Genomic DNA, 19386 nt, shown 5'->3' with positions numbered 1-19386 from the left:
CGGTCGCGCCTCAGGTTCACCACAAATCCCGCCCTGCCCTCCACCTGGCCGATCCCGAGCGTCACCAACGGCGTATCAACCCCCAGCCATCGATCCCTCTCCACCGCCTGCACCCAAGCCCACCCCAAGAACCCCAGCACCAGCACCCCCAGCCAGAAACTCTTCCAGCGATAAACCGGCCGCCGCCTCACGCCCCCACCTCCCTCTCCACTTCTGTTAGACTCCTCTCCCTCCGCAACCGCCACGCCAGGAATGCCGCCCACCCCGCCAGCGCACCCGACGCCACGGTGATATCAGTCACACTCCCCACCCAATAGATATCCCTCCAATTTCTTACCAACTCGCCGATCGTTGCATTGTCGAGGGTGTTTTGGCCCCATCTCCCACGCCACGGGAAACCACCTTTCGCAATGACATAGGTATCCCCGCTCGCCCGCGCGAATGCCAGCGTCGGGCTCCCATCCCAGCCCATCACCACGCCCGTCACATGCGATTGCCAGTTCGCCCACCCCAGGAATCCCAGCACCAGGATCCCCAGCCAAAAGCTCTTCCACCGGTACATCGGCCGCCGCATCACGACCCCACCTCCCTCTCCAAATCTGTTAGACGCTTCATCCCTCTCCACCGCCACCCGAGAAACGCCGACCACCCCACCACCCCACCAGCACGCACGCACCCACCACCGCATCCGGCACGCGCCCCATCCACCATCGCGCTCCGTCGTCTCTCCATAAATTCCGGATCTGCCCGATCGTCTCCCCATTGAAGGATTCGTAAAATCCTCCGCTCCCCCCAGTACTGAGACCTTCTCCTGCTTGAACATAAGTGGCGCCCTCCCAGCGTGCGATTCCCACCAGGAATCTGCCGTGCCACCCCGCAGAGCGGCCCTGCACATGCGACCGCCAATTCGCCCACCCCAGGCAACCCAGCAGCAGGATCCCCAGCCAAAAACTCTTCCACCGGTAGATCGGTCGCAGGGTCATGCTCATCCCGCCTCTATCATGGCGAGTTGAACTTCATCAAGCATCCCTTCCTCCGCCGCCACCTCAGCACGGCGGATATCCTGGCACAGCGGACACCTCAGCCCTCTTTATCCCAAAGGGACCGCACACCAAAGCCCTGGGTTGCCGGCGCAAGGAGACTACCCCGGGAAATGCCAGTCTCTCGCTCCTACCTCGAAGAGGTTGCGGAAGCGCGCGTCCACACGCACCGGCGCCACTTCATCTCACGGCACCCTTCGTTCCTCTCGCCGCTCCCTCCCCCACCGCCACACCATCCACCCGCCCCACAAGATCATCCACGCCGCGAACACCATCGCATCCGGCACCACCATCATCCGCACAATCGGGTCCCCATCGCGCACATCCTCCGCAATGTTCCTCTCCCAATGGCTGGGAACAATTTCATACCGGTTGAACCAAACCTTATCCGTAGAGCGATCGAATCGCTCCGGGCCCCACATCACCAGCGATTCCCCCTTCATCTGCAGGATCCCCATCGCCCAATCCGCACCCTGCATTCCCGTCCCCGTCAGGTGCCATAGCGAATCCCACCACAGCCACTGCAGCGAGCACGCCACGAACAGCCCCAGCCAAAACGAAACACGACGATAAATCGGCCGCCGCTTCATATCATCACATCAGTTTCCTCTCCTCCTCACCCTTCCACTTCCACGCCAGCCACGCCGACCACAGCACCAGGAACACAAGCATCAGAAACCAGTGGGCAAAGCGGAAGTAGGCATGCGGAGTTTCCATCGCCCCGTTGGGCAAAGGTCTCCCCCTCGACACCTCGACATCCCACGGCCCGACAAACCACACCGCCGGCGAATCACGCGGATAGGACCCTGCACTCATCCCCCACCTCCGCAGGCCGACATGCACGAAGAAACTCGCCCGGCCCTCGTAGTTCATGATTCCGGCTTGATACCCAAGGCAAGTTACCTCCGCACCCCCATTACCCTTCATCGCCCGCCTCCATCCCCACCCCAGGCACACCAGCACGAAGATCCCGAGCCAAAAGCTCTTCCATCGGTAAAACGGCCGCGCCCTCATCATCACAGCGTTCGCCACTCCGTTCATCCCTACGGCTTCGCGCCCCCATCTCCCGCCGCCTCCGCCGACGGATCCTCCTTCCAATAAACCCGGACGCTGACTGGCACCCTCGAATTGTTGATCAGCACGAACTCCGACTCCCCACTCGCCTCCGGATCGACCTGCGCCGAAGCCGAATGGTAAGACCCGATCCCGAAGTCATCCGTTCGCCTCCCGAGGTAAATCGCCGACTTATGGGGAACGTCGACCTCTTCCGTCCTCGCATCCAGACGATCCTGCTCCTCCCGCGGCACCTCACCCTCGAACCCGATGATCATCCGCCGGCTGAACTTGTGAAAGAAGGTCTCCCTCGAATACGCCCCCATCTTGTACACCCTGATCTCATGCCCGGTCGCTGCCGCAGTTGGAGCCGCAGGTGAAGCTGGAGCCGCAGCCGCGTCTGTTCCCGCAGCCTCCTGCTTTTTAGAGCAGGCCATCAGCATCATCGCAGCCGTCGTCAGCAGCACCTTCTTCATCTTCATCATAGGGATCATCACCGGCGAATTTCCCTCTGCTTCCTAACACGCCAGAAAAGGAATCCAAGCCAAGCCGCCAGAAAGAGCAGGATGAGAAACCAATAGGCCGTCTCCGCCCAATAGTGACCGCCACCCATGTCAGTGATTTCCACCGCCTCTTGAAACCACGTCCCGCCATCACGCTCCCGGGATCTCGTCACGAAGGCAGGCCAGATCGCACCCGTCACTGGCAATTCCTCCCAGGATAACGTGCACGATCCCGCCCTGCTTCCCAGCGTCAACTCGCGCTGCACGCTCGTGAAAAACAAGCTCACCTCGTCGCGATGATGCACCGACCTCACCCACGCCGAACTGAAGAACACCAGCACGAAGACCCCGAGCCAAAAGCTCTTCCATCGATAAAACGGCCGCTCCTTCATCATCACAGCGTCCACCACTCCATTCATCCCTACGGCTTCGCGCCACCACCTTCCGCCGCCTGCACCGAAGCATCCTCCTTCCAATACACCCGGATTCTCACCTCCACGTTCGAATTGTTCCGCAGCTCGAACGTCGACTCCCCACTCGGCTCCGGATCGATCTGCATCGAAGACCCATGGTGCCCTCCGATCCCGAAGGCATCCGATGGCCTCTCCAGATAAAGCGCCAGCCTCTGGCGAACCTCCACATCCTTGGCCGCCGCAATCGCATCCAGCCGCTTCTGCTCCTCCCACGGCACATCCCCCTCCAGCCCGATGATCATCGGCCGGCTGAACTTGTGCACGAAGCTCGTCTTCGCCCCACCCGCCACCTTGAACACCCCGATCTCATGCTCCACTTCGGCCCCGGCTCCACCCGCTCCCGTCCCTCCGCCTCCCTTTTTTCCAGAGCAAGCCGCCAGCCCGATCACACCCATCATTATCAGCAAATACTTCATCATCTCGCACTCGTTTCCCTCCGCTTCCTAACACACCCGGAAAGCAATCCAAGCCACGCCTCCCACCGCCCTCCATCGAGCCTTCACACTATCGTCTTCAAGTCTTCTTTCTTCCTCTCAAATCGTCACCCACACCCTCCCGTTTTTGCTTTCCATCCACCCCGCACCCGATAGTCAGGCGCAAGATCTGTAATACACCCGAAAAACACACAACATCTCCCTCATCATGAAAATTAAACTCAAGTTAATCGCCCTCGCCACCCTCTTCACCGCCGCCCTCTCCGGCACCTCCAGCGCCGTCAACGTCACCATCACGGGCGTCGCCAATACCTTGCTCGGCCAGATCAAGTCGACGGATGGCACCGTCCTCTCCGGCCGCGCCATTTTCATTTCCTCCACCGGCACCGCCGTGGCCGATGGCGCTGCCGCTGCCTTGGCCCCCTTCCTCGGTGGCGCCTCCTGGACCTCCGCCCAATTCGACCAAGCGCTCGCCACCCTCGTCGGCACCCCCACCGCTGGCAGCCCCGGCATCGTGAGGACCGCGACTTTCGTCAATGGATCCCTGACCTCCTCCGGCGCCGCCGAACTCGGCGACGTCGGAAATAACACCTACCTCTTCCTCGTTGCCGAGTCCGCCGGCATGGTCACCGCCGTCGGCGCATTCACCGGCAACGCCGTGCCCTCCCTCGGCGCGGTTACCATCAATCCCAACACCGCCGGAGACTCCCCCGGCGTCGGCACCTCGCCCTTCATCTCTTCGAGCAACCCGGGCAATGGCTTCTACCTCGTCCCCGAGCCCTCCACCGCCCTCCTCGGACTCGCCGGCCTCACCCTCGCCTTCCGCCGCCGCCGCTGCTGACCCCCGCGAGCGCCATCCCTCACCTCCATCTGCCAAAGGCCACCCTGCCACCCGCACGGGTGGCCTTTCTTTTTCAGCACCGATCCCCCGTCACATCTCCACCTCATCCACCTTCCGTGTGTTCCGTGTATTCCGTGGTTCTCCCCTACCATCCCTCAAACTCCGTGCCTCTCTCCGCGACCTCTGCGCCTCAGCGGTTCGTTCCTCCACCAGTCCGAGTCCGTTCCTAAAAACTGAAAACTGAACACTAGCAAACTCACCTCCGGCACGCCCCTTGCTATTTCCCAAGCGTCCCATGAAAGAGACCCTCCAATTCCGCCTCATGGCCATGCTCCTCGCCACCGCCCTCGCCGAAGCCAACGAAGACGAAAGGCAAAGCGAAAGCCACGACCCCGAAGCCCCTCCCGCCCCCTGACCCACCCCCATTCCCGTCCTCCGCCTCATCCGGGTAACTACGAACGTCCACCACTCCACTAAACCAATCCCCCCATGCAGGTCGTTCTACCTGCATGAATGCGCCTGCCGCGACCACGTACTGCATCCGCTGCCTCCGGCGCACCTGCGATGACTGTCGTGTCGGCGATGCCGTCGAAGCCTCCCGCATTCCCGAGTGGGACTCCACCTCGGAAACCCGCTTCCACCACCCCACCGGCACAGTCACCGGCACCAGCGCCCCCTCCAAGCCCTGGAAATTCCGCCGCACCTCCATCGCCGGCCTCCACCACGGCACCACCGACTCCGTCTGGGTCCGCGTGCAGTGAATGTGAATAAGTGAAGCACCCGGCATCACCGCCGCGCAGCCCATCGTGGTCCGCACTCTCCGAGTGCGGTCGGAGCACCTGACGAGAGCCACCCACTTCCCGGCTGAAACAATTCCGCAGGCGCCTCCTCTGCCGCCTCGCAAAGCCTCGGGACCATCCCCATCATTCCGGTCATGCAACCGAAGTCCCGCGTCCTCTGCGGGAAGTGCCTCATGCCCCTCACCGATTGGCTGGATCCCGTCCCCGCCGGATTTGTCGTGAACTGGGGCGACTACGAAGAAAACATCATCCCTCCGTCCCACTACTGGATCGCGGACGATGATATGAACCGCGTGGCCGGCCATGTCGTGATCCATCTCGATGACCGTCGCGGCATGCACCCCCATCCTGATGGCCTGCGCTTCACCGGCTGCTGCGGCCCTTCTGGCGACGCCGTGAATCAGCTCTGCGAATGCGGCGCCGAAGTCGCCACCGAAGTCTCCGACTGCTGGACGGGCCACTACGCTCACTTCCAGCCGGACACCACCATACTCGAGTCCAAGGAAAGCTCGCCCCACACATAACCACCACCCCGCAAACACGGTCCCTCCCTCCTCTTGGATTTCAGATTTCGCGCATGTTCGCGTTATTTCGCGGTTCAATCAAAACGTCGAAACCGCCGGGAAAGCTGACGCCCCCTCAAACGTCACTCTTCCTTCCGCCTATTCCGTGGTTTCCCATTCAGAGTTCGACGTTCGTTGTTCGCAGTTCAGACTTCGCCTTGATGCTCCCGCGATCCCTCTACCGCTGGAAATCCTTCTGGTTCGGGCTCCTCATCATCCTCTTTCTCGCCTGGGCCTGGTCGGACTCCCATCGCCACTACACCGCCGTCACCTGCGTCGGAAAGGGCATCCTCTGGAGCGGCGGCGGCCGCATCGGCTTCAGCCACATCCTCCAGCCCGCACCCTTCGAGCTCCACGCCGCCCGCATGCCCCTCGCCAGCATCTACCTCGAAGGCCTCTTCACCAAATTCAAAACCCACACCCTCCCCCACTGGCTCCTCTTCGAATCCTCCCTCCTCCTCTGGTTCCTCTTCCTCGCCTGGCGCACCCGCCGCCACCGCCGCATCCAGCAGCGTCTCACGGACACCAATCAAGAGCACCCCGCCCCCTGATCCGCCCACGGATCATCCCTGCCCCCCAGTCGACGACGCAGTCGTAGGCGCGTTGGTGACAACGCGTGCACAGCCCCGACGCCTTTCCACCGATCACCGATCGCTGATCACCCTCACTTCTTCTCCGCGCTTCCTCCGCGACCTCTGCGTCTCAGCGGTTCGTTCCCTCCATCAGTCCGGGGCTGTTCCACTGATCACTGCTCACTCGGAACTCAGCCCTCTTCCTGAACACTGAAAACTGAACACTAGCAAACTCCCCTCTAATAAACCCTCCTCCAAATCGAATGCGCCCCCGCATCCGAAGCCCTCGGTGAAAGACACCGCCGGAACTCCCAGATCGGCCGCGAAAAATCGAACCGCGTCTCATCAAACGGGCTCCTTCCCCGCTCCCCGAAGCCCAGCGGCTGATACCGCTGCACCCCATCCCGCAGGCTCCATTCCCGCACGAAGCGGGCATCCTCCCAATCTCCCACACGGCATTCGTGGAGCTCCATGCATCGGGGTGGCAGCGCGATCATGAGTTCATTTGAACATCATTCCCGCCGCCTGTCAAACCTCCGGAAAAAAATTCCCCGAAAAACCTAAACCGCCCCCGCCCGCCCGACATCCTCTCCATGTCATGAGCCGCCCCGTCAGGGGCTTCCGCCAACTCAACGCAGCGGGTCTGCCCTCCCTCTCCTGCTGCGCTGCCGGGTGGATTCCGGCCGTTCCGGCAACCCTCTCCGCCGGAACGGCCGCCGACGGGCACCAAGGTAAAGTGTGCTCCGCAAGGTGGTCCGCACACGCCGTGTGCGCTTCCAAGAAGCACCGCCTCCGTCCAACTCCACCCCACGCGCGCTCAAATCGGTCCCCCATGTAGCGGCGCGTCTATGACCGCCGCACTTCCGCGGCATCAGCCGCATCCCTGTGGCTCCCATATTCACACGGCAGCCTCCCCGGGACTACCAAGATTGGCGAAGGCTTGTAGCCAATCTGGACCGACCACAGGTCGGGGCCGCAGGCCCGAGGGGGCTGGCGGAGCCCCCGAGTCAACCTCCAGGCCGGCCGAATGGTCCCTCACTGCCCGCCCTCAACATCGGCCCCACTGGGAGCGCGGAATTCATTCCGCCCGAACGGTCCTCCAACTGCCCGTCACCACCAAGTGCCTCCACAGACCCCACCTGTAACCCCCACCCCTTGCCCCACGTAGTTATTCAAGATAACAAACACCCCCATCATCCCATCAGGCCCCCGCCACCCTCGCATCACTCCCACATGATCCTCGACGCCATCGTCTCCCTCTTCGCCTCGATCTTCCTCGTCATCGTCGAGGGCCTCGCCGCCGCCTTCGTCCCCCTCGTCAATCTCCTCGCCGCCGGCCTCGAAATCATCATCAGCCTCTTCATCTCCGGCTTCCAACTCGGCCGCCTCCACCGCCGCGAAAAGGACCAGCAAGGGAACTCCCCAGGCTCCCGCGCATCCTCATCTCCCTCACCCCTCTCCGGCATCCTCGCCCTGCTCCTCCTCCTCGGCACCGTCAGCCTCCTCGTCATCCCCTGGATCACCCATCGCAAGATCACTCTCCTTGCTGAAGACGGCCACAGCCTCCCCTTCGCCGCCCTCGTCATCCACACCCACGATGGCGATCAACACCAGCGCACCGACTCCGCCGGAAACATCCGCATCCCCCGCTTCACCACCACCGCCGTCACCGTGAAGGACCCGCGCTACGTCCCCCAGACCTGGCAAAAATCCGCCATCGGCTCCCAGCTCACCGTCTCCCGCACCGTCCTCGGCTCCAGCCTCGACATCGTCGCCGATCGCCTCCTCAAGCCCGCCAAAGACAAACCCTCCAACGACTGACCAAGCCCGGCTCTCCCGTTCATCGTTCATCGCTCGACGTTCACCTCCCCACTTCCTCCCTCCGCCCCGCGGCACTCCAATAGATGATTGGAAGATCGCTGATTGGTGATTTCCTCCCAAATGCCCCGCCCCCTCCACCGCTGGAAATCCTTCTGGTTCGGCATCCTCACCCTCGCCTTCCTCAGCTGGGCGTGGATCGACTCCACCTTTCACTTCACCTTGCTCCAGGCGGTGATCTCCCGCACCGCCATTCAATCCGGCCAGCAAGCCGGCAGGATCAGCCTCGGCTGGACCTTCGACTTCCCCGTCTCCGCCTTCGATTTCTCCTGGCAAAGGACCGCCACCCCGCCACACGAGCAATCCCCATGGCCTCCCCAAGTGGCCACCTACGAGCACCACGGCTCCGGCGGCGCAGCCACCATCGCCCACTGGTACCTCCTCCTCAATTTCTCCATCCTCTGGGCCGTCTTCCTCGCTTGGCGCCGGCAACTCCATCGCATGCGCCAGGAGCCCCTCGAACCCACCGCCACGGATACCACCCTGCGCGTCTTCATCTCCTCCCAGGCAGTCGATCGGTCGCCCGCTTCCGCACTCATCAGCAGCCTGCGCCACCTCGGCCTGCAGGTGGAACACTCCCCGTCCAATCCTCTCCACGCCGATGATCCCCGCTGGGATACCTGGTATGAGCACGGTCTGCGGGACACCGTGGACCGCTGCCACATCTTCATCATCGTCCTCGATCACACCTGGGATTCCTCCACCTGGATGACCACCGAAGCGGAAACCGGCCTCGCCACCGGCCAGCCCTATTCGCGATACGCCTTTCTCTGGAATCCCCTCGACCTCGACGCCAGCGCCTGCGCCACCGGCACGCTTCCCTATCTCGAGCAATGCTCCGTGCTCCCCCGCGATCCCCGGCTAGCCGCCAGCCGCTTTCGCGGATTCTCGGTCGCATCATCACCCCGACCCCACGCGATCACGTAATATCTCCCCATCAGCATTCCTGCCATCATGCCATCGTCAGACCACCCGGTTTTCCCCGGGGATTTTTAACCAGGTCTGGCCTCACTCCATTGGTGCAAGCCCCTTCCGGACCTCTCACCGGAAGGGGCTTACTTTTTCCCTCCATGATCACCGGAGTCGAAAGCGTTCCCCTCCACCGGCTCACTCCACCCCCGGCAGCACCACCTTCCGAGCGAATCCCCCGGTCTGGTTCATGAATACATACAAGCGCGACTTCCGCATCATCTCGGCCCTCTCCATCCCTGCATTACCGCCGACTCCAGTGCTGATCGTGAAGCTCTCGCAGCGTCCCAGCATGACCCTCCTCGAGGACGGCGCGCTGAACTCTCCGATCAGATACGCGTGCTTTCCCGCCTCATCGATAGCCACGATCGCGATACTGACCTCCGATCGATTCAGCCCCTCATCCGCGCCAAACCACGGCCCGCGCGCCTGCCACAGCTCCTCGCGGTAGTGGCGGATCCTGAGATCCCCATTCCCATCCGCTTCCTGTTTAAGCGGGAGCACCTTCAGCATTCTCCCCGTTTCCAGCCGGAAGGATGTTCCCTCCGTGGCTGCGCAGGATCCCAGCAGTTTCCACGAGCAGGGATTCATGATCGCTACCGTCCACGGCATCGCGCGAAAGCTCGTCGGATTGACCCGCTTGTAAAAGTCCAGGGGAGCGAAGTAAGTCGTATCCGTCGGGAAGTCGGCCCGGGTGAGAGAGGGATCGGCGGGATTACGGACCACCGGCGGCGACGGCGGCACATTCTGCCATTCCTGCGAGTACTCGAAGCTCTCCACCGGCGGGAGCAGCTTCCGCAGGCTTTGATCCACCGCCCCTTTTCCCCACACGATCTTCCCGCCTTGCTTCGAGACAAACGCACCTACGCGGGTCGGATACCTGAAATGGGAGAATCGATTGTCCCGGAGCTCATAGACTCCGAAGTTCTCCTGCATTTGCCGATCGCGCGTCCTGCTGGATTGGGACCCGTAGGCCTGCGGCACTCCCCGGTTCGGATCGTTTCCAAACTCGACACTCAGCGCCACGCACGTGTGCTCACCCTCCGCCAGCCCGTCGATCTCGATCAAGTCTTCCACCGGGATCCATGTCTTGTCGCTCCCCGCGAATGGCTTCCGCGATAGCGTCAGCTTCTCCGCAGCTTCAGACGCGGGAGGATCCAGCGGCACATCCATCTCACGCACCTTCACGAAGTCCCCGCGCAGCACCAGCCACGGCAGCAGCGCACTCGTCGCACCACCCAGCACCAGCCCCAGGGTCCTGCGTTTGCGGGCCGCCACCAGCCACCACACCAGTGGATAGAGCGTCGCCCCCGTCAGCACCGTCGTCCGCTCCGGCGTGAAATAAACGTAGTCCCAGCCGCTCGGATCCACTCCCCGGTTCAGCCACTGGAGCAGCCCCGTCGAGAACACCGGCGTCGCGAAGATCGCGAACCACGCCGCCGACTTCCGATGCTGCTGCGAACTCCCCGCGCTGCTGGCGATCCCCACCGCGGACATGAGCACCCACGCGGGAACCGTCAGCATCACCACACCCCAGGATGCGGCTCTCCAGGAAAAATTCCACATCCCGCAATACACCAGCACCCCAAGCGCCACCGCACCCAGGACTAACAGATGGATCCAGATCGTCCGGAGAAATTCCCGGCCCGGCCCCGGAGGCAAGCACCGGTGAAACGCCCGGTCATCCAGCGGCGGCGAATTCTTCACCACGCTCCACGTGAACATCATCACCAGGATCACCACCGCGCCGCTACCATAGGCCGCCCACTGCAGCGCACGATCATCCGGCCAGAACAGCGCCACCGCCGTCAGCACCACCAGCGCCCAAGCGAGGAATCGGGTAAAGGGTGTGTGAGGCATAAGCGTGATCTCCCGATTGGATTGTTAGACTGTTAGATTCTCACGAGCCCGACACCTTCATCATCTCCGGATACGCACCCCACTGCGACGCGAAGACATACACCCGCCCCTTCCGCACCATCTCGATCCTCTGCAGGCTCTCCGGCGTGTCGCCCGCGCCAGCATCGAAGATCCTCCGGTCATAGCGCCCCAGCAGCAGCTTCCCATCTCCCCCGAAATCCAGCTCATCGCTCAGATAGGCGTGCTTCCCCGTCTCATCGATGATGACCATGAGCACATCCATCCCCGACCACGTCTGGACCGTATCCTTGCCAAACCAAGGCCCGTCCGCCACCCACAGATCCTCATAGGAGCAGCGCAGCTCGATCCCGTGGTTGCTGCCCGCCGGTGAAGGCGACTTCGCCTGCGCCGGCCACCTCGGCCCCGCATCCGCCATCACCGAAAGCGGGACTACCTCCAGCCTCCCTCCATGCTCCAACCGGACGGACGCCCCTTCGCTCACCGCACACGAGACTAACAACTTCCACGCCGAGCGCGTCGACACCCACGCCGACCACGGCTTCGTCCGGAAGGCCTCCGCCGTGACATACCGGTACGAAAAAGGCCGCCTCTCCTCGTCCTTCGATGCCGGCTGGAAATCGGCAACCGCGGGATTCGCAATCACCGGCTGCGGGAAAGCCTGGTTCAGCCGACCGTCCCAATACTCGAAAGTCTCCACCGGCGGCAATTGCGCCCGGATCCCCTCATTCCGCGGCCCTGCTCCCCACACCACCTTCCCTCCACGATTCAGCGCGATCGCCTCCACATAGCGGACGCCTCTCTCCTTCGCACGCGTCTCATCCCGCACCTCCCAGGTATACAAGCGCTCCCGCTCCTTGCTGCTCTCTTCGCCGATCGAGAGCATCACGCCCACCTGCTCGCCCTCCGCCATTCCCTTCACCTCCACCAGATCCTCCATCGGGATCCACCGCTCGGCACGCTCTTGAAATGGCTTCCGCGTCACCGTGATCCGCCCGTCCGCCAGTAGCGGCCTCGGCCCGTCGCTCAAGAAGACCACCTCTTCCGCCCCAGGCTTCTTCTCCTCCACCGGCACCTTCGCGAAGTCCCCGTAAATCCACAGCCACGGCAGCAGCGCACCCGTCGCACCACCCAGCACCAGCCCCAGCCTCCTCCGCTTCCGCGCCGCCACCAGCCACCAGACCAGCGGATACAGCGTCGCCCCTGTTAGAACCAGCGTCCGCACCGGCGGGAAATACACCTCCTCCGGCACATACTTCTCCACCCCGTCATTCAGCACATACAGCAGCCCCCACGAAAACAGCGGCATCGCGAAGATCGCGAACCACGCCGCCGACTTCCACGCCTGCCGCGAGCTGCTCGCACTGCTCGCCACCCCCATCGCCGACATCAGCGCCCACACCGGCAGCGTCAACATCGCCACCCCATACGAAGCCGCCCGCCAGCTGAAGTTCCAGACCCCGCAATACACCAGCACCACCACCGCCACTCCCGCCAGCACCAGCAGATGAATCCACACCGTCCGGAAGAAAGCCCGGCTCACTCCCTCCGGCAGACATTGGTGAAACGCCTGGTCATCCAGCGGCGGCGAATTCCTCACCGCACTCCACGTGAAGACCATCAGCAGGATCGCCACCGCACCGGTGCCGTATGCAGCCCACTGCAGCGTCCGGTCATCCGGCCACAGCAGCGCCAGTGCCGCCAGCACCACCAGCACGCAGCCCAGAAAACGAGTGAAAGGTGAATAAGGCATATAAAGGTCCTCTGCTTCTCAATGATTCATTCCAAACCCGGCAGCTCCACCCGCCTGTTAGGTCCCGCCCCCTGCGTCGCGAACACATACAGCCGGCTCTTCCTCAGCATCTCCACCCGCTTCCACGCCGCCGCCCCCTCCGCCGGATCGACCGCATCGGACTGGAAGAACAGGGTCGAATATTTTCCCAGCATCACCTTCTCCATCTCCCGGCTCATGTCGAAGTCATCGATCAGGAACGCGTGCTTCCCCGTCTCATCGATCGCCACCAGCGCGATATCCAACGCCGACCGCCTCGCCGCCGTCTCCCATCCGAACCACGGACCCGCCTGCCACAACTCCTCGAAGTAGTATCGCACGATGATGCAATCGTCCCCCGTCGATTTCTCCCGCAACGGCAGCACCTTGATCATCCCGCCCTGATCGAGCCGGAAGGAATTCCCCTCCACCGCCTGACAAGATCCTAACAAAGTCCACGACCCCGGATCCGCCACCCACGCCGTCCACGGCTTGGTCCGGAAAGTCTCCGGAGTCACCCGTGGATCGTAGGTGGGCATGGGGTACTGCAAGACTCCCCTTTCCCGCAGCTTCTCCATGTCGGGATTAAGAACCACCGGCACCAGGGGGAGCCGAACTGAGCTCCACGGCTCGAAGCTCTCGGTCGCGGGAAGAAGCTTCCGGATCCCCGCGTTTCCCGGCTGCGCTCCCCACACGATCTTGCCCCCTTCATTCGTAGCGGTGGCGGGGACGTAGCGGAACGTCTCTTCCCCGGCATGGATCTCGTTGCGGAATTCGAAGGTCCCCAAGCCCTCCCAATTGTGGAAGGTGGCCAAGCTCGGCTGACCGGCCTCTCCAAACCGGATCGACATCACCACCCGCGCACTCTCGCTCTCCGCCAGCCCTTGGATGTCGATCAGATCTCCCACTGGGATCAATGTCTCGTCGCTCTCCGAAAATGGCTTCCGCGAAAGCGTCAGACGCTCGATCGCAGCGGATGGCTTGCGCGAATCCAGAATCAGCTCGCGCGACACCTTCATGAAGTCGCCATGGATCGCCAGCCACGGCAGCAGCGCACTCGTCGCGCCGCCCAGCACCAGCCCCAGCGTCCTCCGCTTGCGGGCCGCCACCAGCCACCAGATCAGCGGATACAGCGTCGCCGCCGTCAGCGCCGTGGTCTTCAGCCTCGAGAAATACACCAGCTCCAGAGCCGGACGATCCACTCCCCGGTTCAAGAAATACAGCAGCACCGCCGAGAGCACCGGCGTCCCGAAGATCGCGAACCACGCCGTCAATTTCCTCCCCTGCTGCGAACTCCCCGCGCTGCTGGCGACCCCCACCGCGGTCATGAGCGCCCACGCGGGGATCGTCAGCATCACCACACCCCACGATGCAGTGCGCCAGGAAAAATTCCAGATCCAGCAATACACCAGCACCGCCAGCGCGATCCCCGCCAGCACCAGCAGATGGATCCACATCGTCCGGAGAAAGGCCCGGCTCAGCCCCTCCGGCAGACATTGGTGAAACGCCCGGTCATCCAGCGGCGGCGCGTTCTTCACCACGCTCCACGTGAAGACTATCGCCAGCACCGCGATCGTGCCAGTCCCGTAGATCGCCCACTGGAAGGCACGATCATCCGGCCACATCAATCCGAACGCCACCAGCGCAACCAGCACCACGGCGAAAAATCGGGTAAAAGGTGAGTAAGGCATACACGTCCTCCATTTCTCAAATCACACCGCCTGCGCCCGGTAGCTCCGCGCCAGCACCACGAAGATCTCCCGCAGCGTCATCCGCCGCACCTCCTGCCGCCGGCTGTCCGGAAAGAACCTCGCCAGCATCGCCCGGCTACTAGCTTCATCGTAGTTCGTGTCACTGAAGACGACCGTCCGCCCGTTCACCTGCGGATTCAGCCACGTCTCCGGCAGCGTCCCCTTGAGCGGCAGCACCGGCTCCTCGTCGAACCACAGCTCCACGCTCCGGAACCTCTCCCGCAGCGTCTCCACATCCTCCTGCAGGTCGATCCGCCCCGCATTGATGATCGCCACCCGGTCCGCGAACCGCTCCACCTCCTCGATATCGTGCGAGGAAATCAGCACCGTCCACCCCTCCGCATCCGTCAGTTCTAACAGACCTGTCAGGAACTCATCCCGCACCAGCGGATCCAGCCCCGAGAACGGCTCATCCAGCACCACCAGCTGCGGCCGATACGCCAGCGCGCTCAGCAGCGCCGCCTTCATCCGCTGCCCGCGCGACATCGCACTCAGCGTCGTCTTCAGCGGCAGCTCGAAGGACTTCGTCATCTTCTTCTCGAAGTCCGCATCCCAGTGGCTCCCGTACATCGGCCGCAGGAATTTCATCAGCTTCGGCACCGTCATCCACCCCGGCAGCTGCCGGTTCTCGGACACGTAGCCGATCCGCTGCCACTGCTCCTTCCCCAGCTCCCGCGCATCCTTCCCCATCACCGTCACCTCGCCGCCATCCCGGTAGATCAGGTTCATCGCGCACTTGATCGTCGTCGTCTTCCCCGCCCCGTTCGGCCCCAGGAAAGCCGTCACCTGGCCTTCAGGCACCGTCAAGTTGACGCCCCGCAAGGCATCCTCCCGGTTGAACCGCTTGTAGAGATCAGTAATGGTGATCATGGCTTCGCTTCGCTTTGCTTTGCTTGGGTGACTCGTTCGATCGGCCGCGAGGCCGCTGTTCGATTGATGATTGAAAGATTGATGATGGGTGATTCGCCGCAGGCGGCTTTGGTCAGTCAGATCGCGGGATATCCATGCTCCGCAGCAGCGCCTCGAAGTCATCGACGGAAAGGTGCAGTGACCGCGCCTCCTCCATGAACCGCCGCGCCGCCGGCTCTAACAGCTCCAGCCGCTGCGCCATGTTCGGCAGGGATGGCTTCTGGATCACCATCCCGATCCCCGGCCGGCTCGTCAGGAAGCCCAGCTCCCGCAGCTGCGCCACCACCTTGTTCGCCGTCGTCGGAGAGATCCTCAGCTGCTGCGCCAGCGCCCGCGTCGAGGGAAAGAGCTCCCCCTCCTTCAGCTCCCCACTCGCCAGCGCATGATGCGCCGCCCGGACAATCTGGTCCGACACCGGCTCATCATCGCGAAGATGGAAAACAAACGGAAGCATGAGGCGAGACAGGTGATACACCCCACCTGTATCACCTGCAAGCGATTTCCGATTAGGCCGCGAATTTCCCCCGACCGCTGCGGTCCGCACCAGCGAAGCAAAGTGGTCCGCACTCTCCGAGTGCGGCAACCGAAGCACCTCGCCACTCGCCCATCACCACCCAAGCACGCCCACCCTCCGTAGGCGCGTTGGTGACAACGCGTGCCCATCCCCGATGTCTTTCCCTCTTCGTAGCTGAATGGCTGCGCCATTCAGGCAGTGCGAGCCCACAACCCAAATCGCCACTCCGTTTCGTCACGCACTCTCCCCCAACCCTCGTTAGCCGCGTTGGTAACAGTGCGTCCCCAGCCTCGACGCCTCTCCACCATCGATCACCCGGCAATTCTTCTCCGCGATCTCCTCTGCGACCTCCGCGCCTCCGCGTTTCGATCCTCCATCCGTGCGACTTCTTCCACTAATCACCGACCGCTCGCCACTTCTCGAAAAATTTCCTGTCCGCATCCCCATCCCACCCGGTGTATCCCGGGAAAACATGGCTGTTTCCGACCCCGCCGCAGATCTCGACCTCCTCTCCGCCTTCGTCCGCGATCGCGATGAGGCCGCCTTCCGCGCCCTCGCGTCCCGCTACCTCGGCCTCGTCTTCCACGCCGCCCTCCGCCGCACCGGCAATCGCCCGCTCTCCGAAGAGATCACCCAGAATGTCCTCTGCGCCCTCGCCGCCAAGGCCGTCTCCCTCGCCAAGCACCCCGACCGCCTCCCCGCCTGGCTCCACCGCGCCACCCTCTACGAATCCACCAAGGCCATGCGCTCGGAAGCCTCCCGCCGCCGCCGCGAACAACGCGCACATGCACAAGCCGACATCCACTCCACCCCCGCACCCGATAGCGAATCCCAGTGGATCGATGCCCTCCCTCACCTCGATCTCGCCCTCGATCGCCTCGGCGATTCCGATCGCTCCTTGCTCCTCCTCCACTTCTACGAAAGCCGCAGCTTCCCCAGCATCGCCGCCCTGTTAGGCAAATCCACCTCCGCCGTACAAAAGCAATCCCAACGCGCCCTCGAGAAGCTTGCCCGCATCCTCCGCGGCAGAGGTGTCACCCTCTCCATCACCGTCATCATCGCCGGCCTCAGCTCCGAGTTCGCAAAGGCCGCACCACTCACCGTCCTCCACACCACCACCGCGGCGGCGATGAAGGGCGCTGCGGGAATAACCGGCAAACTCCCTTGGCTCATGACCACGCCATCGAAGGCACTCATTCCCGCAGCTCTCCTCATCGCCGCCGTCCCACTCATCCTTCAGGAGAATGCCATCTCCAAGCTCACCGCACAGATCCAGTCCACCACACCACCCCACGCCTCCACCATACCCGCCACCCGCAGCACCTCCGCCAATACCCCCCGCTCCGTCCTCTCCACCAGCACCCGACTCGTCACCTTGCTGAAGGAACAGGAAGACGTCGATCACGCCGGCGAGCCTCTGGAAAGCGCCTTCATCGCCAAGCTCGCCGCCTTGGATCGCAGCCAATGGACCGATCTCGTGAAGCAGGCCGCCGAAAGCCGTGCCGTCTTCAACAACAAGGCGCACCTGCTGAAGTCGCTCCTCGACGCCATGACCTTGACCGACCCCAAGTATGCGCTCACCACGGTCTTTGATGCCTTCACCCGACAGGGCGGAGACTACGATGGATGGATGCTTCGCTTGGAGCTGCCCCGGTCATTCTCGAAGTGGGCGGACACAGATCCCGCCGGTGCCCTCGCATGGATGCAAGACCAGCAGGCATCAGGAAAACTCAGACACACCTCCGACCCCGGTGCTCCCGAGGACCTCATCGCACAGGGAGAAGAAAGCCTCTTGTGGGAAATGCTTACCCATCAGTCTCCGGAGAGCGACCAATTCATCAGGAGCATGGAGCCAGAGCATCTGAGGAACCGGCTGGAGCAAGCTGCCTACGTCCATTCCGACTTGCCCGGCGAGAACCACACCGCCGACCTCTCATGGGCGAAGAAATTCGTGCAAGCCGTGCGTGACTACCTCCCCGCGTCCGAGCAGGCCGCAGGATTGGCTGACCTGACCTCAGTGGTGGAGATGCAGTGCATCAATCTCGATCGCGACTTCCAGCTCTCCGAGCTGACACCAGTCCTCCGCGCCGCCGGCCTCACGCCGCAGGAACTGGAGACCTTGGCCCGCTCCCAGGCACTCGCACACATGACCCATGCCGGCTCCGGCAAGCACTCGCCGGATCCTGCCACCGCTCGCCAGCAGACCGAAGCATGGCTCCACGAGATCATCCCCGGAAAGGCCGGCCAAATCATGCGCGAGATTCTATCGGAGACGGGAAAAACCAAGCAGCAGCAGGAGGCCCCCGCGAAATGAAGCTTCCGATCCTCATCCTCATCGCGGCCTCGGTCATCGGACTCATCCGTCACCGTGAGCTCACCGCACTGCAGTCGCAAAACGAGCACCTGTTAGAAGCAAGCTCACCCTCCTCCTCGCTTCCCCCATCCCGCACCTCGCGGGACTCTGCTTCAGCACTGCTCTCCGAGCCACCCGACGGCCTCGCATCCCAAGTGTGGGTTTCCTTCGAGCTCTGCTTGAAATCGGAAGCTGCCGGGAAGCTGGATACTTCATTGCACGAGCTCGATACCACCCTTGCCCGCCTCGATCACCACGCCGTAGCCGCGCTCCTCCGGCAGCTTCTCGCCGCTCATCCCATGGATGAGGAGCAGCAGCGCTCGCTGCAATACTTCGTCGCCATCCGCCACTTCGCGATCATGAATCCACAGGAGGCGATGCACCTGTTGGCCTCCTCGCCGGACTCATCCTTCCTCGCCGAACACGCCCGCTCGGTCTTCCGCCTCTGGACCATCAAGCACCCGGCCGAAGCCATCCGCTGGCTCGATTCACTGACAGGGCACGATCGTGAACGCTTCGCCACCGAGGACATCACGTCGGATGCGACATACACCCAGCTCAGGTTCGATCCCACGGGTGCCCTCAACCGATTCCTGACCTTTGAAGCCGAAGGCCTCTACGATCATGCAGAGGACTATGATGGCTTTGGAGCTTGGGTGGAAATGACCCTGCGAGGCACCAGCGAGCATCTCGCCTTCCTGACCGCATTCGCCGCTGCGGAGTCGCGCGCGCCGCACTCCCGCGTCATCGGCGGCATCCGCAAGGGCTACATGCACTACATGATCGGCCGCCTCGGCGAGGAGTGGCCCTTCGAAGACGCCACCGATCTGCTCGACCATGGCTTCAACCCCGCGGAGCGGAAAGACATCGCCACCCAACTCGCCACCCACAAGAACCTCAGCGACCCGTTGCGCTGGGGCACCTGGATCGCCGCCCAAGGCGTGACAACGAAGTCCGCCGACCCGCTCGCGCGTTTTGCACAGGAGTGGCACACCAGCGAATCCCCCGGCCGCACCGAGGATGCCCCGGTTCCGCCTTGAAGCGATCCCCTCCTTCCGCGAGCATCCACACCAGTTCCCGCGGA

19 protein-coding genes are annotated in these 19386 nt (G+C 63.1%); 8 read left to right on the top strand and 11 right to left on the bottom strand.

The genetic code is table 11. The annotated features are described in order from the left end of the window. Positions 1–187: 187 nt before the first annotated feature. The 6 genes from WKV53_RS13860 to WKV53_RS13835 form a co-directional block, all read right to left on the bottom strand. Positions 188–688, bottom strand: a complete 501-nt coding sequence (locus WKV53_RS13860; RefSeq protein WP_341405230.1) for a hypothetical protein — start codon at positions 686–688, stop codon at positions 188–190. A gap of 537 nt (positions 689–1225) precedes the next feature. Next, on the bottom strand, positions 1226–1630 hold the full coding sequence (locus WKV53_RS13855) for a hypothetical protein (RefSeq protein ID WP_341405229.1): 405 nt from the start codon (positions 1628–1630) through the stop codon (positions 1226–1228). Positions 1631–1634: 4 nt separating this feature from the next. Next, entirely contained in the window at positions 1635–1913 is a 279-nt protein-coding gene (locus WKV53_RS13850; protein ID WP_341405227.1) for a hypothetical protein, read from the bottom strand. A 170-nt stretch (positions 1914–2083) separates the two neighbouring features. Further along, on the bottom strand, positions 2084–2587 hold the full coding sequence (locus tag WKV53_RS13845; protein ID WP_341405226.1) for a hypothetical protein: 504 nt from the start codon (positions 2585–2587) through the stop codon (positions 2084–2086). Further along, the gene (locus WKV53_RS13840) at positions 2587–3015 is read right to left on the bottom strand and encodes a hypothetical protein (RefSeq protein ID WP_341405225.1); all 429 of its coding nucleotides are present in this window, start codon (positions 3013–3015) and stop codon (positions 2587–2589) included. The genes WKV53_RS13845 and WKV53_RS13840 overlap by 1 nt, the downstream gene beginning before the upstream one ends. A 2-nt stretch (positions 3016–3017) precedes the next feature. After that, entirely contained in the window at positions 3018–3488 is a 471-nt protein-coding gene (locus tag WKV53_RS13835) for a hypothetical protein (protein WP_341405223.1), read from the bottom strand. Positions 3489–3711: 223 nt separating this feature from the next. Between WKV53_RS13835 and WKV53_RS13830 the strand changes: the two genes are divergently transcribed. The 6 genes from WKV53_RS13830 (at position 3712) to WKV53_RS13805 (ending at position 9084) form a co-directional block, all read left to right on the top strand. Then, positions 3712–4344 carry a PEP-CTERM sorting domain-containing protein gene (locus WKV53_RS13830; RefSeq protein ID WP_341405222.1) on the top strand — a complete coding sequence of 211 codons (633 nt, stop codon included), beginning with the start codon at positions 3712–3714 and terminating at the stop codon, positions 4342–4344. Between the two features lie 509 nt (positions 4345–4853). Continuing rightward, complete coding sequence (locus WKV53_RS13825; RefSeq protein WP_341405221.1) at positions 4854–5105, top strand: hypothetical protein; 252 nt, start codon at positions 4854–4856, stop codon at positions 5103–5105. Positions 5106–5278: 173 nt separating this feature from the next. Beyond that, positions 5279–5668, top strand: a complete 390-nt coding sequence (locus WKV53_RS13820) for a hypothetical protein (RefSeq protein WP_341405219.1) — start codon at positions 5279–5281, stop codon at positions 5666–5668. Between the two features lie 200 nt (positions 5669–5868). Then, positions 5869–6258 carry a hypothetical protein gene (locus WKV53_RS13815; protein ID WP_341405217.1) on the top strand — a complete coding sequence of 130 codons (390 nt, stop codon included), beginning with the start codon at positions 5869–5871 and terminating at the stop codon, positions 6256–6258. Between the two features lie 1254 nt (positions 6259–7512). Beyond that, positions 7513–8100 carry a hypothetical protein gene (locus WKV53_RS13810; RefSeq protein ID WP_341405215.1) on the top strand — a complete coding sequence of 196 codons (588 nt, stop codon included), beginning with the start codon at positions 7513–7515 and terminating at the stop codon, positions 8098–8100. A gap of 120 nt (positions 8101–8220) precedes the next feature. Continuing rightward, the gene (locus tag WKV53_RS13805) at positions 8221–9084 is read left to right on the top strand and encodes a toll/interleukin-1 receptor domain-containing protein (RefSeq protein ID WP_341405214.1); all 864 of its coding nucleotides are present in this window, start codon (positions 8221–8223) and stop codon (positions 9082–9084) included. Positions 9085–9264: 180 nt separating this feature from the next. Here WKV53_RS13805 and WKV53_RS13800 read toward each other — a convergent pair whose 3' ends face one another. The 5 genes from WKV53_RS13800 to WKV53_RS13780 form a co-directional block, all read right to left on the bottom strand. Next, positions 9265–10986, bottom strand: a complete 1722-nt coding sequence (locus WKV53_RS13800) for a hypothetical protein (RefSeq protein ID WP_341405213.1) — start codon at positions 10984–10986, stop codon at positions 9265–9267. A 40-nt stretch (positions 10987–11026) separates the two neighbouring features. Further along, the gene (locus WKV53_RS13795) at positions 11027–12757 is read right to left on the bottom strand and encodes a hypothetical protein (RefSeq protein WP_341405212.1); all 1731 of its coding nucleotides are present in this window, start codon (positions 12755–12757) and stop codon (positions 11027–11029) included. A gap of 26 nt (positions 12758–12783) precedes the next feature. Then, complete coding sequence (locus WKV53_RS13790; protein WP_341405211.1) at positions 12784–14466, bottom strand: hypothetical protein; 1683 nt, start codon at positions 14464–14466, stop codon at positions 12784–12786. 21 nt (positions 14467–14487) lie between these two features. Continuing rightward, the gene (locus WKV53_RS13785) at positions 14488–15396 is read right to left on the bottom strand and encodes an ABC transporter ATP-binding protein (RefSeq protein ID WP_341405209.1); all 909 of its coding nucleotides are present in this window, start codon (positions 15394–15396) and stop codon (positions 14488–14490) included. Between the two features lie 112 nt (positions 15397–15508). Then, the gene (locus WKV53_RS13780; RefSeq protein WP_341405208.1) at positions 15509–15889 is read right to left on the bottom strand and encodes a GntR family transcriptional regulator; all 381 of its coding nucleotides are present in this window, start codon (positions 15887–15889) and stop codon (positions 15509–15511) included. Positions 15890–16421: 532 nt separating this feature from the next. On the opposite strand from WKV53_RS13780, the gene WKV53_RS13775 reads away from it, so the two are divergent. After that, positions 16422–18263: a sigma-70 family RNA polymerase sigma factor gene (locus WKV53_RS13775; protein ID WP_341405207.1), complete on the top strand. Its 1842-nt coding sequence runs from the start codon at positions 16422–16424 to the stop codon at positions 18261–18263. Further along, the gene (locus WKV53_RS13770; RefSeq protein WP_341405205.1) at positions 18260–19342 is read left to right on the top strand and encodes a hypothetical protein; all 1083 of its coding nucleotides are present in this window, start codon (positions 18260–18262) and stop codon (positions 19340–19342) included. Before WKV53_RS13775 ends, WKV53_RS13770 begins: the two co-directional genes overlap by 4 nt. Positions 19343–19386: the final 44 nt, after the last annotated feature.

The sequence above is a fragment of the Luteolibacter sp. Y139 genome (assembly GCF_038066715.1).
GTDB classification, from domain to species: Bacteria; Verrucomicrobiota; Verrucomicrobiia; order Verrucomicrobiales; family Akkermansiaceae; genus Haloferula; species Haloferula soli.
This window is presented reverse-complemented; position numbering and strand designations above follow the sequence as displayed.

What these genes read in the sequence shown, in the direction of transcription:
- WKV53_RS13860 (WP_341405230.1), bottom strand. Translation starts at nt 688, where the DNA reads ATGCGGTGGTGGGTGCGTGCGTGCTGGTGGGGTGGTGGGGTGGTCGGC.
- WKV53_RS13855 (WP_341405229.1), bottom strand. Translation starts at nt 1,630, where the DNA reads ATGAAGCGGCGGCCGATTTATCGTCGTGTTTCGTTTTGGCTGGGGCTG.
- WKV53_RS13850 (WP_341405227.1), bottom strand. Translation starts at nt 1,913, where the DNA reads ATGAACTACGAGGGCCGGGCGAGTTTCTTCGTGCATGTCGGCCTGCGG.
- WKV53_RS13845 (WP_341405226.1), bottom strand. Translation starts at nt 2,587, where the DNA reads ATGATCCCTATGATGAAGATGAAGAAGGTGCTGCTGACGACGGCTGCG.
- WKV53_RS13840 (WP_341405225.1), bottom strand. Translation starts at nt 3,015, where the DNA reads ATGAATGGAGTGGTGGACGCTGTGATGATGAAGGAGCGGCCGTTTTAT.
- WKV53_RS13835 (WP_341405223.1), bottom strand. Translation starts at nt 3,488, where the DNA reads ATGATGAAGTATTTGCTGATAATGATGGGTGTGATCGGGCTGGCGGCT.
- WKV53_RS13830 (WP_341405222.1), top strand. Translation starts at nt 3,712, where the DNA reads ATGAAAATTAAACTCAAGTTAATCGCCCTCGCCACCCTCTTCACCGCC.
- WKV53_RS13825 (WP_341405221.1), top strand. Translation starts at nt 4,854, where the DNA reads ATGAATGCGCCTGCCGCGACCACGTACTGCATCCGCTGCCTCCGGCGC.
- WKV53_RS13820 (WP_341405219.1), top strand. Translation starts at nt 5,279, where the DNA reads ATGCAACCGAAGTCCCGCGTCCTCTGCGGGAAGTGCCTCATGCCCCTC.
- WKV53_RS13815 (WP_341405217.1), top strand. Translation starts at nt 5,869, where the DNA reads ATGCTCCCGCGATCCCTCTACCGCTGGAAATCCTTCTGGTTCGGGCTC.
- WKV53_RS13810 (WP_341405215.1), top strand. Translation starts at nt 7,513, where the DNA reads ATGATCCTCGACGCCATCGTCTCCCTCTTCGCCTCGATCTTCCTCGTC.
- WKV53_RS13805 (WP_341405214.1), top strand. Translation starts at nt 8,221, where the DNA reads ATGCCCCGCCCCCTCCACCGCTGGAAATCCTTCTGGTTCGGCATCCTC.
- WKV53_RS13800 (WP_341405213.1), bottom strand. Translation starts at nt 10,986, where the DNA reads ATGCCTCACACACCCTTTACCCGATTCCTCGCTTGGGCGCTGGTGGTG.
- WKV53_RS13795 (WP_341405212.1), bottom strand. Translation starts at nt 12,757, where the DNA reads ATGCCTTATTCACCTTTCACTCGTTTTCTGGGCTGCGTGCTGGTGGTG.
- WKV53_RS13790 (WP_341405211.1), bottom strand. Translation starts at nt 14,466, where the DNA reads ATGCCTTACTCACCTTTTACCCGATTTTTCGCCGTGGTGCTGGTTGCG.
- WKV53_RS13785 (WP_341405209.1), bottom strand. Translation starts at nt 15,396, where the DNA reads ATGATCACCATTACTGATCTCTACAAGCGGTTCAACCGGGAGGATGCC.
- WKV53_RS13780 (WP_341405208.1), bottom strand. Translation starts at nt 15,889, where the DNA reads ATGCTTCCGTTTGTTTTCCATCTTCGCGATGATGAGCCGGTGTCGGAC.
- WKV53_RS13775 (WP_341405207.1), top strand. Translation starts at nt 16,422, where the DNA reads ATGGCTGTTTCCGACCCCGCCGCAGATCTCGACCTCCTCTCCGCCTTC.
- WKV53_RS13770 (WP_341405205.1), top strand. Translation starts at nt 18,260, where the DNA reads ATGAAGCTTCCGATCCTCATCCTCATCGCGGCCTCGGTCATCGGACTC.